The sequence below is a fragment of the Mycobacterium sp. TH-M11 genome (assembly GCF_057473725.1).
In genome coordinates this window covers 1-15053 of record NZ_JBYCLD010000027.1, presented here as the reverse complement: position 1 = coordinate 15053, position 15053 = coordinate 1, and the positions used below count along the sequence as shown (strand labels likewise).

14 protein-coding genes are annotated in these 15053 nt (G+C 66.6%); 5 read left to right on the top strand and 9 right to left on the bottom strand.

Annotated elements, in window-relative coordinates:
• On the bottom strand, window positions 1-2226 hold a 2226-nt coding region (gene ftsH, locus AC2VOG_RS01280), incomplete at its 3' end, for an ATP-dependent zinc metalloprotease FtsH (RefSeq protein WP_486938104.1).
• Window positions 2227-2478: 252 nt separating this feature from the next.
• On the opposite strand from ftsH, the gene AC2VOG_RS01275 reads away from it, so the two are divergent.
• On the top strand, window positions 2479-3462 hold the full coding sequence (locus tag AC2VOG_RS01275) for an alpha/beta fold hydrolase (protein ID WP_486938103.1): 984 nt from the start codon (window positions 2479-2481) through the stop codon (window positions 3460-3462).
• Between the two features lie 41 nt (window positions 3463-3503).
• Here the strand turns inward: AC2VOG_RS01275 and AC2VOG_RS01270 are convergent, their stop codons facing one another.
• The 6 genes from AC2VOG_RS01270 to dacB all read right to left on the bottom strand — a co-directional run bounded on the left by AC2VOG_RS01270 (window position 3504) and on the right by dacB (window position 10080).
• Entirely contained in the window at window positions 3504-4727 is a 1224-nt protein-coding gene (locus AC2VOG_RS01270; protein WP_486938102.1) for a PPE family protein, read from the bottom strand.
• Between the two features lie 9 nt (window positions 4728-4736).
• Window positions 4737-5036 carry a PE family protein gene (locus AC2VOG_RS01265; protein ID WP_486938101.1) on the bottom strand — a complete coding sequence of 100 codons (300 nt, stop codon included), beginning with the start codon at window positions 5034-5036 and terminating at the stop codon, window positions 4737-4739.
• 1048 nt (window positions 5037-6084) lie between these two features.
• Window positions 6085-6672 (bottom strand): hypoxanthine phosphoribosyltransferase, encoded by a 588-nt coding sequence (gene hpt, locus AC2VOG_RS01260; protein ID WP_486938100.1) that lies wholly within the window; start codon window positions 6670-6672, stop codon window positions 6085-6087.
• Between the two features lie 26 nt (window positions 6673-6698).
• Window positions 6699-7661, bottom strand: a complete 963-nt coding sequence (gene tilS / locus AC2VOG_RS01255) for a tRNA lysidine(34) synthetase TilS (protein ID WP_486938099.1) — start codon at window positions 7659-7661, stop codon at window positions 6699-6701.
• Window positions 7640-8698 (bottom strand): zinc-dependent metalloprotease, encoded by a 1059-nt coding sequence (locus AC2VOG_RS01250; protein WP_486938098.1) that lies wholly within the window; start codon window positions 8696-8698, stop codon window positions 7640-7642. Before AC2VOG_RS01250 ends, tilS begins: the two co-directional genes overlap by 22 nt.
• Window positions 8686-10080 carry a D-alanyl-D-alanine carboxypeptidase/D-alanyl-D-alanine endopeptidase gene (gene dacB, locus AC2VOG_RS01245; protein WP_486938097.1) on the bottom strand — a complete coding sequence of 465 codons (1395 nt, stop codon included), beginning with the start codon at window positions 10078-10080 and terminating at the stop codon, window positions 8686-8688. Before dacB ends, AC2VOG_RS01250 begins: the two co-directional genes overlap by 13 nt.
• A gap of 110 nt (window positions 10081-10190) precedes the next feature.
• Between dacB and AC2VOG_RS01240 the strand changes: the two genes are divergently transcribed.
• Window positions 10191-10679 (top strand): inorganic diphosphatase, encoded by a 489-nt coding sequence (locus AC2VOG_RS01240; protein WP_486938096.1) that lies wholly within the window; start codon window positions 10191-10193, stop codon window positions 10677-10679.
• Between the two features lie 193 nt (window positions 10680-10872).
• On the opposite strand, the gene AC2VOG_RS01235 is transcribed toward AC2VOG_RS01240, so the two are convergent.
• The gene (locus AC2VOG_RS01235; RefSeq protein ID WP_486938095.1) at window positions 10873-11835 is read right to left on the bottom strand and encodes a TerC family protein; all 963 of its coding nucleotides are present in this window, start codon (window positions 11833-11835) and stop codon (window positions 10873-10875) included.
• A gap of 198 nt (window positions 11836-12033) precedes the next feature.
• On the opposite strand from AC2VOG_RS01235, the gene AC2VOG_RS01230 reads away from it, so the two are divergent.
• Genes AC2VOG_RS01230 through AC2VOG_RS01220 form a run of 3 tightly spaced genes read left to right on the top strand, consistent with a single transcriptional unit; the run spans window position 12034 to window position 14343 of the window.
• Window positions 12034-13293, top strand: a complete 1260-nt coding sequence (locus AC2VOG_RS01230; protein ID WP_486938094.1) for a hypothetical protein — start codon at window positions 12034-12036, stop codon at window positions 13291-13293.
• Between the two features lie 25 nt (window positions 13294-13318).
• Entirely contained in the window at window positions 13319-14011 is a 693-nt protein-coding gene (locus AC2VOG_RS01225) for a glycosyltransferase family 2 protein (RefSeq protein ID WP_486938093.1), read from the top strand.
• Entirely contained in the window at window positions 14008-14343 is a 336-nt protein-coding gene (locus AC2VOG_RS01220; RefSeq protein WP_486938092.1) for a DUF2304 domain-containing protein, read from the top strand. Before AC2VOG_RS01225 ends, AC2VOG_RS01220 begins: the two co-directional genes overlap by 4 nt.
• 75 nt (window positions 14344-14418) lie before the next feature.
• On the opposite strand, the gene AC2VOG_RS01215 is transcribed toward AC2VOG_RS01220, so the two are convergent.
• On the bottom strand, window positions 14419-15053 hold a 635-nt coding region (locus AC2VOG_RS01215), incomplete at its 5' end, for an NAD-dependent epimerase/dehydratase family protein (RefSeq protein WP_486938091.1).

Here is a 15053-nt window from a genome sequence, read left to right as displayed (position 1 = left end):
AGGCGGCGGATACGGCGGGTAGGGCTGGCCGGCGTGCTGGTGGGGTGGTGCCGCCCAGGACGGAGGTGGTGGATACCAGTAACCCGGCTGCTGCGGGCCGGGGTGCGGCGGCGGCCAGCCGGGAGCCCGCCAGCCGGCCGGCGCACCGTAGTCGGGTTGCGTTGAATTCTGCTGCCCGCCGTTGGGGTTGCCATGAGAACCATTGTTGCCGTTAGGGGTTCGCTCGGCTTCGGCCTGAGCAGCCTCGCGCGATGCTGCCGCGATCGCCGCCTTGAAAGGTGGCTCCACTTCCGGCTTGGGCCACGGCTCTCCGCGCTCGATGGCGAGCTCGCCCGGTGTCTTGATCGGCGGCTTGTCCGACGGAATGCGACCGCCGAAGTCGTCGAAAAGTGTTAGCCTCGGCCGCTTTTCGACGTTGGCAAAGATCGCTTCCAATTCGGGGCGGTGCAGCGTCTCCTTCTCCAGGAGTTCACCGGCCAACGTATCGAGCACGTCACGATATTCGGTGAGGATCTCCCACGCTTCGGTGTGGGCGGCTTCGATGAGTTTGCGGACCTCGTCGTCGATGTCGCGGGCCACCTCGTGGGAGTAGTCGGCTTGGTTGCCCATGGTCCGGCCCAGGAAGGGATCGCCGTGTTCGCTGCCGTACTTGACCGCACCGAGTTTGGAACTCATACCGAATTCGGTGACCATCGCCCTCGCGATTTTCGTCGCCTGCTCGATGTCGGACGACGCACCCGTGGTGGGTTCGTGGAACACCAATTCCTCGGCGGCGCGCCCACCCAGCGCCATCACCAGCCGGGCGATCAATTCCGAGCGGGTGTGCAGCCCTTTGTCGTCCTCGGGCACCGCGAGCGCATGGCCGCCGGTGTTGCCGCGGGCCAGAATCGTCACCTTGTACACGGTGTCGATGCCCGGCATCGCCCAGCCGGCCAGCGTGTGCCCGGCCTCGTGGTAGGCGGTCATCTTCTTTTCCTGCTCACTGATGAGCCGGCCCTTGCGACGCGGCCCGCCGACCACCCGGTCGACCGCCTCTTCCAAGGCCGCGCCGCTGATCACCGTGCCGTTCTCGCGGGCGGTCAGCAGCGCCGCTTCGTTGATGACGTTCTCCAGGTCGGCACCGGTCATGCCGACAGTGCGTTTGGCCAAACCGTCGAATTCGACGTCCGGGCTGAACGGTTTTCCCTTCGAATGCACCCGCAGCACCGCTCGGCGACCGGCCAGGTCAGGGCTGGACACCGGAATCTGACGGTCGAAACGACCGGGCCGCAGCAGTGCCGGGTCGAGGATGTCGGGTCGGTTGGTCGCCGCGATCAGGATGACGCCCTGCCGGTCGCCGAAGCCGTCCATTTCGACCAGCAGCTGGTTCAGCGTCTGCTCGCGTTCGTCGTGTCCGCCGCCCAACCCGGCGCCCCGCTGGCGGCCCACGGCGTCGATCTCGTCGACGAAGATGATGCAGGGGTTGTTCTGTTTGGCCTGCTCGAACAGGTCTCGCACCCGCGAGGCGCCGACACCGACGAACATCTCGACGAAGTCGGAGCCAGAGATCGTGAAAAAGGGCACCCCGGCCTCACCGGCGACGGCACGGGCCAGCAGAGTCTTGCCGGTTCCGGGTGGGCCGTAGAGCAGTACACCCTTGGGGATCTTGGCGCCAAGCGCCTGATAGCGCGTCGGGTTCTGCAGAAAGTCCTTGATCTCGTAGAGCTCCTCGACCGCCTCGTCGGCGCCCGCGACGTCAGCGAAGGTGGTCTTGGGCATGTCCTTGTTCAGTAACTTGGCCCGCGATTTGCCGAAGCCGAAGCCCATCCGGGCGCCGCCCTGCATGCGGGAGAACATCATGAACAAGCCGACCAGCAGCAGCAGCGGCAACACATACACCACGATCGACCCGATGATGCTGCCCTGGTTGACAACGGTGCTGACCTGGGCATCCTTGCTGTTCAGCTGATCGAACAGCGGGACCGCGTAGCCCGTCGGGAAGTGGGTAATGATCTTGTCGGAGCCCTCGGTGCCGGTCGCGGCGCCCTTCAGCGTCAGCCGGACCTGTTGCTCATGGTCGTCGATCTGGGCGCTCTTGACGTTGCCGGCCTTGATCTGGGCCGTCGCCACCGAGGTGTCTACCGGCTTGAAGCCTCGGGTGTCGTCGCTGAAATAGAAGAAAGACCAGCCAAGTAGCAGCACGACCGCGATGGCCGTGAGCGTGCGAATCACGTTTTTCCGGTTCATCAATCATCGGCCGACGTCGGCCAGGTCCTTCCCGATACTCGCAGCTGGAATAGTCCAGGTTACCGCCCGTGGTGATCGCCAGCTCGGCCGCAGGCCGAGCGCAGCGGGTCACCACCATCTGACCCCGTGGTGATCGCCAGCTCGGCCGCAGGCAGAGCGCAGCGGGTCGAGCCATTAATCGCCTCGGTAGTCCCAACGAATCGAAGTTCCCGACACTTTCCGGGCGGGACCGCCGTGTGCTTTGGTGAACCTGTGTCTGACAGCCCGCGGATCACCGAACGCACCATCGACGCCAACGGCGTGCGACTGCACACTGTCGAAGCCGGTGAGCCTGGTGCGCCTGTCATCGTGCTGGCTCACGGCTTCCCTGAAACTGCATACTCCTGGCGCCACCAAATCCCGGTATTGGCCACCGCCGGGTATCACGTGCTGGCGCCCGATCAGCGCGGCTACGGCCAAAGCAGCCGTCCCGCGGACATCGCGGCCTACAACATCGCCGACCTGTCCGCCGATTTGGTGGGCCTGCTCGACGATGTCGGCGCCGACGAGGCGGTGTTCATCGGTCACGACTGGGGCGCCCCAGTGGTGTGGAGTACGGCGCAGCTGCACCCGGACCGGGTCGCGGCCGTCGTCGGGCTGAGCGTCCCACCGGTCCCGCGCTCGCAGGTTCCCCCGACCGACGCATTCCGGGCCATGTTCGGCGACAACTTCTTCTACATGCTCTATTTCCAGGAGCCCGGAGTGGCCGACGCCGAGCTCGCTGGCGACCCCCGCCGGACGATCACGCGGATGCTGAACGGGTTGACCCGATCCGACGATCCGACGGCCGCGATGCGGATGATCGCGCCCGGGCCGGGCGGCTTCGTCGACCGGCTACCGGAGGTCGATGGCTTGCCGGATTGGATCAGCGCCGACGAGGTCGACCACTACGTCGGCGAATTCACCCGAACCGGTTTCACCGGCGGTCTCAACTGGTATCGCAACCTCGACCGCAACTGGGAGTTGATGGCCGACCCCCCGGCCGCCACCATCGCCGTGCCGGCCATGTTCATCGGTGGCACCGCCGATCCGGTGCTGAGTTTCATGCGTACCGACCGCGCGCCTGACGTGGTGACGGGCCGTTACCGCCAGGTGCTGCTCGACGGTGCCGGGCACTGGCTGCAGCAGGAGAGGCCGGACCGGGTCAACGAGCTACTGCTCGACTTCTTGTCGAGCCTGAACCACTGCGCCGCATGACGAACCATCGGCCGAACTGCGGCCGTGTTGGTCAACCCGCCTCACCCCCCGACCGGCGGACGGGCAACCACGGTGGGTTTGAAACCGTAACGTGGAGCAGCGAATTGCATGTTTCGCCCGCCGCCACCACTCACGACCGGCAGACCGCCCATGCTGTTGGCGACGGGCTGCGCGGTCAGCGGCTGCGACGACACCGGAGTGCCGAGATTGCCGACCGAGGTCACAGCCGGGCTCACCGACGGCGCCACCCCGCCCCAGTTCGGCGGCACCGACAACCGGCCTACGAGTTCTGCCCTGCCCAGCCCGCCGACGGCGGCCCCGGGGAGCCCCGCGGGAAGGGTCGGCGGTAGCAGTTCGGCGACACTGCCGGCCTTGCTCACCGCTGGCAGCAAGCTACGCCCCAGCCCCTCGATATCTCTGAAAACGGTTGCGAAAAGCCTAGTCGGAGAGATCAATCGGATGAAGGCGTCGAAACCGCTGCTGGCGTCCAGCGTCTGCGATCCGGTCAGACCTTCCAGAAGGTCACCCATCAGCCCGCTGACGACGATGCCGTCGCCGTTGGCATTCCACGCGTGCCCGGTCACCCCCACCACGTCCAGGAGATTCTCGAAGCTGGTCAACCATGGCGGCGTCGCCATATCCCCGGCCAGGGTGGACAACATGTCGGTCACCGACTGTCCGCTGGCGGACCCGACCGCCTCGGCGACGGCGGAGGCCTGTGCACCCAAGCCTGCCGGGTCCGCCGATTCGGCCGCCACGGCGAACGGCTCCAACGTCGACGCTGCGGACGCCGCACCGGCGTAGCCGTACATCGCGGCGGCATCCTGGGCCCACATCTCGGCGTACAGCGCTTCGGTCGCCAGAATCGCGGGCGTGTTCTGGCCCAGCAGATTCGTCGCGACCAACGTGAGTAACAGCGCGCGGTTGGCCGCGATCTCCGGTGGCGGCACCGTTGCGCTGAAGGCTGCCTCGTAGGCGCTGACCGCTGCCGCCGCCTGGGCGGCGACCTGCTCAGCCTGTACGGCCGTGCCAGCCAGCCACTCCACCTGTGCCTGGGATGACGTGGCCATCGAATCCGCGGCCGGGCCCAGCCACGACCCGTCAGTGAGGGCGGCGACTACCGCTTCGTATGCAGACGACATGGTGTGTAACTCCGCGGACAGACTCGCCCAGGCCGACGACGCCGTCAGCATCGGACCTGGGCCGGGGCCTGCATACATCAACCCGGAGTTGACTTCTGGCGGTAGCGATGCGAAATCCAGCATGGCGGCGACCTATCCGACCGCTACGACATTGGCAGCCTCGGTGGCCGCATAAGAACTGGAGTTGGCGCCCAGCATGGTCGCCATCAAATCCTGCACAGCGGCGGCATGAGCACTGATCGTTTGGTAGAACTGCGCGTGCGAGGCGAACTGCGCGGCGGTCAACGCCGACACCAGATCACCTGCTGCGGGCATTACCCCGACCGTCGGGGCGGCCGCGGCCACGTTCCGGGCCTTGAGAGCGTCGTTGATGGTCCGCAACGTGCCCGCGGCCGCAGCAAGGACTTCTGGCTGCGCGATGACGTTTGACATGGTTCCTCCGAAAGATGCTTGTGCCCAACAGCTTCAACCGCGATTGTCGCGACTGGAGCGGATCACCGGACACGTTAAGCCAACGGCGTCACGGGAGAACAGCCTCCGTCGAGCCTGTTCACCGTCAAGTCAACGACTATTCATTTTGCTGAGTGGCCGACCCGGAAGTTAGGAAATTTCCATGAAATTCGTTGGAGTTCAACATGATTAGAAGTCAATATGAACTTTCCGACAGTTGCCACTCTACACGGTAGGCTTTGCTCGACGGGCATGTCCACCCCGCCACCCGCGACCTTGTTGCGGGTGGCGAACTCCTTGTGTATCAATGTTGTTGGACAACAACATTAGTCGACTGCATTAATGCAAATGCAATATGCTGCATAGCATTTCATTGACCATCAAGCGTTCAGCACAGCCCGGGTGCTGCTGGCCGCCTTCGCCAAGGCGCATCCCCGCACCAATGGCGCTGCTCCCAACACCGTGATCGTGGCGGTGGCAGTGCCACCGCCAGTGCCGCGGCGAGCGCCACCAGCAAACGGACAAACCACACCCGTGAATCGGTCATCGGATTAGCGATCATCGTGAATCGAGTTGGGTGGGCGATGCTATTCGGGGTCGACGACGGTCTGCGTGCCGGGTATCGGCACATTGACATCCGGGATGGGCACCCTCCCTAGGAGTTGCCTTCCCCGCGTCGAGATCGACGTTTTGGCGGCCCGCTACTCGAACTTTGCCGCCAAAACGTCGATCTCGGTGCGCAACGGCGCTCATGGCGCAGCAAACACCGCACCCAAGGTCGCCGATTCGCCCTGCTTATGCCCCGAGCCGGTCATCCTGCCGATGGCCGCCCTCCCACCTCGCACTGGACGACACCCGTTGGGTTGCCCCTGGCCAGCGGGGCTGGCCAGGTCCGAGGCGGCCGACTGCAGCCGCCACGGCGTCGTCCCACGCATGCGCCACTACGCCTGCCGGATGGGTAAATCCGGTGTCTCGGCTGCGGGAAACGTTCGGCGGATCGTCGGCCCGGGCAGGCGGCCGCGCAGCTGCGCTAGTCCTGGTAGACCCGCGGGTCCAGGGTGCCGATGTAGGGCAGATCTCGGTAACGCTCGTCGTAGTCCAGGCCGTAACCCACCACGAACTCGTTGGGAATGTCGAAACCGACGTAGGCGATGTCGGGGTTGGCGCGCAGCGCATCGGGTTTGCGCAGCAACGTGCACACCCGCAGCGAATGCGGACGGCGGGTAGCCAGGTTACGTAGCAGCCACGACAACGTCAGCCCGGAGTCGACCACGTCCTCGACGATCAGCACATCGCGGTCGTTGATGTCACGGTCGAGGTCCTTGAGGATCCGTACCACGCCCGACGACGACGTCGACGATCCGTACGAGCTGACCGCCATGAATTCGAACTGCGTCGGAAGGGGAATGCACCGGGCCAGATCGGTGACGAACATGACCGCGCCCTTGAGCACCGTGACCAACAGCAGGTCGCGACTATCCGAACCGGACCGTTCGCGGTACTCGGCCCCGATCTGAGCACCGAGCTCGGCGATACGGGCCTGGATCTGGTCTTCACGCAGCAAGACCGACTTGATGTCCCCCGGATAAAGCTCCGGCGTTTCCGCTGCCACGAGCACAGCGTGCCATGCCTTGCGAGCGAGAACTAGACCGGCTCCCGGCGCAACATCAACACCCCGCCCCCGCGGGTAGCGACCAACCGCTGATTGCGCAACGTCGACCCAACCGCCACCCCGCCCTGACCACGCCAGGCGATGATCAGCCGGTCGACGCTACGGATCTGCTTGTCGGTCAACCCGATCGCACCGTTGGCAAGCAGCCAGCAACGGATGACGCCTCGACGGATCGGATCGGCCAGCGTGGCCAACGCTTCGGTGTCGAGCCCGCTGGATGTCTGCGCGGTGTTCATCGCCTGGTCGATCAGCGAATCGATCAGTGCGGTATCTGCGCGCAGCGCGGTCGCCGTGCGGGCCAGCGCTTCGGCCACGCCGCCACCGAGTACGTCTTCCAGCACGGGCAGCACTTCATGGCGCAGCCGGCTGCGGGTGAACCGCTGATCGGCGTTGTGCGGGTCGTGCCAGACGCGCAGTCCCAGTTCCGCGCAGGCGGCGTGGGTGGTCTGGCGCCTGACGCCCAGCAGCGGCCGACACCAGGGCGGGTCGTAGGGCTGCATACCTGCGATCGACCGGGCACCCGAGCCGCGACCCAGGCCGAGTAACACCGTTTCCGCCTGATCGTCGAGGGTGTGGGCCAGCAGCACCGGGCAGTCGTCGCGGGCAGCGTCCAGGGCGCGGTAGCGGGCGCTTCGCGCTGCGGCCTCCGGTCCGCCGTCCGCGCCCACCTGCACGCAAAGCACTTGAGCGTCAACGCATCCCAGCTGCACGGCTTGTCGCTTCGCGGTAGCCGCCACTTCCGCCGAGTCGGGCTGCAGGCCATGGTCGACGATCAGCGCGGTGGTGGGCCGCACCGACGCGGCGATTGCGGTGAGCGCCAACGAGTCCGGGCCGCCGGATAGCGCCACACACCAGCGATCCGCGCTGCCGAGATATTCCGTCACGAACGCCGCCACCGCTGCGCGGAGGTCGGCTACAGCACCCGATCGATCCATCGTTGCGGGTACTCGATCTCGATCGGCCGGGGCAGGGTGTCCGGACTGGTCCAGACGGCGTTGAACCGGGACATGCCGACGCGGTCCACGACGTGGTCGACGAACACTTTGCCCCTGGTGTACTGGCTCAATTTGGCGTCGATGCCCAGCAGAGCGCGCAGCAGCCGTTGCAGGGGTGGCTGTTTGCGGTTACGTCGCTCGTCAAACCGGGCCCGGATGGTTGCCACCGACGGAACCACAACGGGCCCAACAGCGTCCATGACATGGTCGGCGTGACCTTCGAGTAGCGTACCGAGCACCAGCAGCTGATCCAGCGCCTCGCGTTGCGGTTCGGACTGCACGGCCCGCAGCAGGCCGAGGATGCCGGTCGCATTCGGATCGTGTCCTGAATCCGCTCGGCCGCGGGCGAATTCGGCCAGCCGGCCCACCACCTGGGTCAAGTCGTCGCTGCTGTCGGTGGTCAGCACGTGCAGCGCCTGGGACATGTATCCCGACAGCCACGGGTTGGCGGTGAACTGGACTCGGTGAGTGACCTCGTGCAGACAGACCCACAGCCGGAAATCATTGGGCTCGACCCGTAATTGACGTTCCACCGCAATGACATTCGGGTAGACCAGCAGCAGGGCACCGCCGTTGTCGGGGGAAGCGAACGGGTCGTACTGGCCGAGGATGCCGGTTGAGACGAACGCCAGCACCGCGCCGGTTTGTGCGCCGGTGATCCGTCCGGTGATCGTGCTGCGTGGCTTGTCGGTGCCACCGGTCATCGCGCGCATCGAGTCGGCGGCGGCCCGGATCCAGGCGGGCCGGTCGATGATGCGGGCCTCGGGCACCACGGCCTCGGTGTGCAGACCGGTGACGTCACGTACCGGCGGTTCGGCGGCTTTGGCTGCGGTGGTGAGGTTTTCGATGACCTGGCGGCGGGTGTAGTCGGTGGACGGCGGCGCCGGCCGGGCCAGCCACTGGCCGACCGTCGCCGCGAATTCCCAGTCGACCGTGCGCCCGACGGCAACGTCGGTTACGGCGGTCACGTCGCGCATCCGCACGACCACAATGCGACGCCCAGCGCGTCGATCGCGGTTCGGCCGGACATTCCGGCGTCGTTGGAGATCAGTGCGAAGGTCAGCACTCGTCCGCTGCGGTCGGTCACCACCCCAGCCAACGCGTTGATCGCGGTCAGCGAACCGGTTTTGGCCCGCAACCAGCCGGCCGGGCCGGAGCCCGCAGGCGTGCCGTCGATGAATCGGTCGGACAACGTACCGCTGCCGCCGGCGATCGGCAGCAGGTCCAGCAACGGCCGAAGCGTGGGTTCATCGGGCCCGGCCGCGGCTTGCACCACGGCGTCAAGGGTTTTCGCGGTCAGCCGGTCGTCGACGGACAACCCGCTGGAGTCCCGCAGTATCGCGCTCCTGGTGTCGATGTGCGCGGTGCCGAGCCTGTTGGTCACCGCGGAAACGGCGCCGGTGAAGCTCAGCGGCCGCTGCATCGACGCGGCTACCTCGCGCGCGATGCATTCGGCCATCACGTTGTCGGAGGCGTTCATCATCTCGTTGAGCCGGTCGATCAACGGCGCCGACTTGACCGCGGCCAGTTGTCGCGCGCCGGAGTCGACGGGGCGGTTGGTGACGGTCACGCGCTGCGGGTCGAGGCCCAGCGCGAGGGCCAGCGCGCGGCCCGCATCCAGTGCCGGCGTTGGCGATCGTCGCGACTCGTCGGTGGCCGGCTGGATGCGCCCGGCGTCCAACATCACCGACTCGATCGGCGCAATGTCGCCGCCCTCGATGTCGGCCGGATCCCAGCCAGGGGCGAAGGAGGGTCCGGTGAACAGCGAGGTATTCACCTCGACCGCGGTTGGGGTGACACCGCTGCGCCGGACTTGGTCGGCGAGATCGCTCAGCCGCGGCGCGTTGTGGTACCAGGTGTTCTGGCCGGGGGCCGCACCCGACAGTGTCGGGTCGCCGCCACCGACCAGCACGATGGTTCCAGTGGCCTCCGGCCTACCGGCGGCCACGACGCGGGTGGTGACCCGGGCGTTGCGGTCCAGCGCCAGCAACGCGGCGGCGCTGGTCAGCGTTTTGTTCGTGGACGCCGGCTGCAGGGGCACGTCATCGGATTGCTGCCAGAGTTCTTCGCCGGTCATCGCATCGGTGACTCGCGCGCCCAGCTTGCCCAGGTTCGGGTCGGCAGCCGCCAGGGCCAGTGCCGCTGCCAGGGCCGAGCGGCGGGGAACCGGGGCGTCGGGCGACACGGGAACGACGCCGGGCTTGGCCGTGACGGCCGGCGGCGGGGACACAACATGGGCGCCGGCGCCGCGACGGTTGGAGGTGAGCAGCGCGGCCGCGGCAACCAGGGCAGCAACGATCGCCAGCACGCCCGCCCCCACGATCAGGTGGGTAGACGTTCGCCACCGGGTGGGACGCATGGCTCTCCTGACTTCTTTACGCCCATTGTGCCCAAGCCCCGGCGGACACCCTCGGCGCGGGAGCCCTACGATCAACTCACGCAACATTCCTCCGGCGAAGGAGCAAACCGGTGCAATTCGACGTGACCGTCGAGATCCCCAAGGGTCAACGCAACAAATACGAGGTCGACCACGAGACGGGCCGGGTTTTCCTGGACCGCTATCTGTATACGTCGATGGTCTACCCGAGCGACTACGGCTTCATCGACGACACCCTCGGCGAGGACGGCGACCCGCTGGACGCGCTGGTGCTGCTGCCGCAGTCGGTATTCCCCGGCGTGATCGTAAAGGCCCGCCCGGTCGCCATGTTCCGGATGACCGACGAGGCCGGCGGCGACGACAAGGTGCTCTGCGTGCCCGCCAAGGACCACCGCTGGGACCACATCCAAGACCTCGCCGACGTTCCGCAGAACGAGCTGGACGAGATCAAGCACTTCTTCTCGCAGTACAAGGCACTGGAGCCGGGCAAGTTTGTCAAGGCCGCCGACTGGGTGGGCCGCGAGGAAGCCGAGGCTGAGGTGAACCGTTCGATCGAACGGTTCCAGACGCAGGGCCACTGACGGTCGACGATGCGGGCAGTGCAACGGCCCGAGGAGAAGCCCGTCACAACAACCCTGACGGTCGACGATGCGGGCAGTGCAACGGCCCGAGGAGAAGCCCGTCACAACAACCCTGACGGGCGACGATGCGGGCAGTGCAACGGCCCGAGGAGAAGCCCGTCACAACAACCCCGACGGTCGCGGATGCGGGCCGCTAGCCACGCCCGCGGGTGGCCACGAGGCTGGCTACTGCCGAGACGACCAGGGTCGCCGCGATCACTCCGAGACTGACTAGCGTCGGTATCTCGGGAACGTCGAAGTGCTTGCCGGCGTTGATGAATGGCAGATCATTCGCACGCATCGCGTGCAGAATCAGCTTGACGCCGATGAATACCAAAATCACCGCGAGACCCTTGGACAGGTACACCAGTCGCTGCAGCAGACCCTCGACGATGAAGTACAGCTGCCGTAGACCCATCAACGCAAAGACGTTGGCGGCCAACACCAAATAGGCTTCGGAGGTCAGTCCGTAGACGGCTGGGATGGAGTCCAGCGCGAAGGCCAGATCGGTGGCCCCCAGCGCGATGACGACCAAGGCCATCGGGGTTGCCGCCCGCCCCGCGTCGCCCTTGACGACGAGTTTGCGACCGTGCCAGTCGGCGGTGACGCTCAGGTGTTTGCGGGCGAACCGCACGACCGCGTTCTCGACATCCGCCTGGTGTGTGCCGCCGCGCGCCAACCGCACCGCGGTGTAGACCAGGAACCCGCCGAAAATGTAGAACACCCAGGTGAAGCGTTGAATCGCGACTGCTCCCAACGCAATGAAGATGCCGCGGAAGACCAACGCGATCACGATCCCGGTGAACAGGGCTTCGCGCTGGTGGGCCCGGGGCACACCGAAGCTCGCCATGATGATGACGAAGACGAACAGATTGTCGATCGAAAGGCTGTATTCGGTGAGCCAGCCAGCGAAGAACTGGATGGCGTACTGCCGACCGTGCAAGTAGCCAGTCCAGATCCCGAAGCAGACGGCGAGCCCGACGTAGGCCGACAAAGCACGTGCTGATCGGCGCATCGTCGGCTCGCCTGACCGACGCGCCATGACCACGACGTCGAACAACAGCACCGCGATGGTCACCACGAGGGTAGAGATCCACTCCAGCAGGTGGACGTGCACGGGCGTACCTCCGGTCGTTGACAACCAGAGGTCTCTTCCACCGCCGCGGCCGCGACGGCCCACGGGCCGGTCACCCGATGATGGGCGACGTGATGACGACTCCGTGGTGTGAGGAATACTCCCCTCTGCCCGCAGTCTGTCAGGTCGGGGCCGTCGCAGCATGCGGAGGTCGGCGCGAGCTGTGAGTATTTTCAAACGGTGACCGAAGTAGGCGGCACCCCAGGAGTCGGGGCCTTCGCGAGCCCGATCGCTCGCAGCAGCGTGGCCCGGGTCGGCGCGGCGACCGCGATGACAGCAGTATGCGGTTACGCCGTGGTGTACTTGGCCGCCCGCGACCTGGCGCCGGTCGGCTTCTCCGTCTTTGCGGTGTTCTGGGGGGCGTTCGGGTTGGTCACCGGGGCCGCGAACGGCCTGCTCCAGGAGACCACCCGCGAAGTTCGCGCCGCCGGGTTTGCCGGGGGACCGCCGGATGCCCGCACGCATCCATTGCGGGTGGCAGCTCTGGTCGGGGTCGGGGCCGCGGTCGTGATCTCGGCCAGCTCGCCGCTGTGGAGCGGCCGCGTCTTCGCGCAGGCGCACTGGCTGTCGGTGGGCCTGCTCAGCATCGGGCTGGCGGGGTTCTGCCTGCATGCGACATTGCTCGGCATGTTGGCCGGCAGTAACCGCTGGACGCAGTACGGGGCCCTGATGGTTACCGACGCCGTCATCCGGGTGGCCGTGGCGACCGCCAGCGTGGTGGTCGGGTGGGCCCTGGTCGGTTTTCTGTGGGCCACCGTCGCGGGCGCGCTGGCCTGGTTGATGATGATCGCGGCTTCGCCGGTGACCCGCGCGGCGGCGCATCTGCTGACGCCCGGCAGCACCGCCACGTTTCTGCGTGGGGCGGCGCACTCGATCACGGCGGCCGGGGCCAGCGCGATCCTGGTGATGGGCTTCCCGGTGCTGCTCAAGGTCACCTCCGGCCAGCTCGGCGCCCAGGGCGGGGTGGTGATTCTGGCGGTCACGCTGACCCGCGCGCCGCTGCTGGTGCCGTTGACGGCCATGCAGGGCAATCTGATCGCGCACTTCGTCGACCAACGCACCGCACGGCTCCAGGCGCTACTCGCACCCGCTGCTCTGGTCGGTGCCATCGGCGTGGTCGGGGTGCTGGCGGCGGGCGTGTTGGGACCGTGGCTGCTACGGACCGGCTTCGGTCCGGACTATCACGCGTCGGGCACGCTGCTGGCCTGGCTGACCGCCGCCGCCGCGGCGATCGCCGTGCTGACACTGACCGGGGCCGCCACCGTCGCAGCCGCGTTGCACCGGTCCTACGCGCTCGGCTGGGTGTGCGCGACGGCGGCGGCGGCGCTGCTTCTCCTGCTGCCGCTACCGCTGGCTACCCGCACCGTGATCGCGCTGCTGTGCGGCCCGTTGGTCGGTATCGCCGTACACCTGGTCGCGCTTGCGCGTGCGGGCCGCTGATCTGCGTGTACCTTGTGGGCTTGACATGCCCAGTGAAACGCGCGACGTCTGGATCGTGGTGCCCGCCTACCATGAAGCGAGCGTCATCGGCGATGTGATCCGCCAACTGCGCTCGGTGTTCGAGAACGTGGTGTGCGTCGACGACGGCAGCACCGACGACACCGGCGACATCGCGCTGGGCGCCGGGGCGCATCTGGTGCGGCACCCGGTCAACCTCGGCCAGGGCGCGGCCATCCAGACCGGGGTCGAATACGCCCGCAGCCAGCCCGGTGCGCAGATCTTCGTCACCTTCGACGCAGACGGTCAGCACCGCGTCGACGATGTCCTCGCGATGATCGACCGCCTACATTCCTGCGCCGCCGACATCGTCATCGGTACCCGATTCGGACCGGGTGTCAGCCGGCCGCCGCTGCTCAAACGCGCGGTACTGCAAACCGCGGCGGCCCTGAGCCCGCGTGGCCGCAGGCTGGGTCTGACCGACAGCAACAACGGCCTGCGGGTCTTCAACAAGACCGTTGCCGATCAGTTGGACATCACCATCAACGGCATGGGCCATGCAGGAGAATTCATCATACTGATCGACGAAAACCATTGGCGGGTAGCCGAACAACCGGTCGAAGTGCTTTACACCGAGTACTCCTCGGCAAAGGGGCAACCTTTGCTCAACGGGGTCAATATCATCGTCGACGGGTTCCTGCGAGGAAGGACGCCGCGATGAATTGGATTCAGGGTCTGCTGATCGCCTCGATCTTTGCGCTGGTGATTTATCTGGTGCGGTCCCGCCGCAGCGCCCAGACACAGGCCTGGGTCAAGGTGGGTTTCGTCTTGTTCCTCATGGCCGGCGTCTACGCGGTTCTGCGCCCCAATGACACCACGGTGGTGGCACATTGGCTCGGAGTCGCGCGCGGCACCGACCTGATGCTGTACGCGTTGATCATCGTCTTCAGTTTCAGCACGTTGAACACCTACCTGCGGTTCAAAGATCTCGAATTACGTTATGCGCGACTGGCCCGCGCCATCGCACTCGACGGCGCTCGACCGCCGCAATAGTCGGCAGTCGGGTGATTGCCGCGCGGAATGGCAAAGCTGCCGGCGACATTGCCTCGTCGAGGTAGTAAGCGGCCGTTATCGGGCGTGTGTCTGCCGGAAGAACTCCACTGTGCGGATCACGCCGTCGTTGAGCCCCACTTGCGGGCGCCAGCCCAAAACCCGTTCAGCCAAACCGATGTCAAGGCAAGACCGTTTGAGGTCGCCGAGCCGCGACGGATGAAATTCCGGGTCGTCGGGGGCGCCGACGGCTGCGGCCACCGCTGAATGCAGCTGGCGATCAGAGGTTTCCAGTCCGGTGCCGATGTTGAACCGTTGCCCACCACCGGCCGCACCGGAGGCCTTGACAAAAGCGTCGACCACGTCGTCGACGAAAACGTAGTCGCGGGTGTTGGAGCCGTCACCGAACACCTTGGTCGGTTTGCCGGACAGCAGCGCCTGCGCGAATATCGCGACCACGCCGGCCTCGCCGTGCGGATCCTGGCGCGGGCCATAAACATTGGCCGGGGCGATGTGCGAGCACTCCAGCCCGTAGAGATGCCGGAACGTGTTGAGGTAGATCTCACCGGCCACCTTGCCCGCGGCGTACGGCGACGCCGGATCGGTGGGCACCGCTTCGCTGGTCGGGTAGGTCGGCGGCGTGCCGTAGATCGAGCCGCCCGAGGACGTGTGCACCACCTTGCGCACACCGGCCTGCCGCGCGGCGTCAGCCA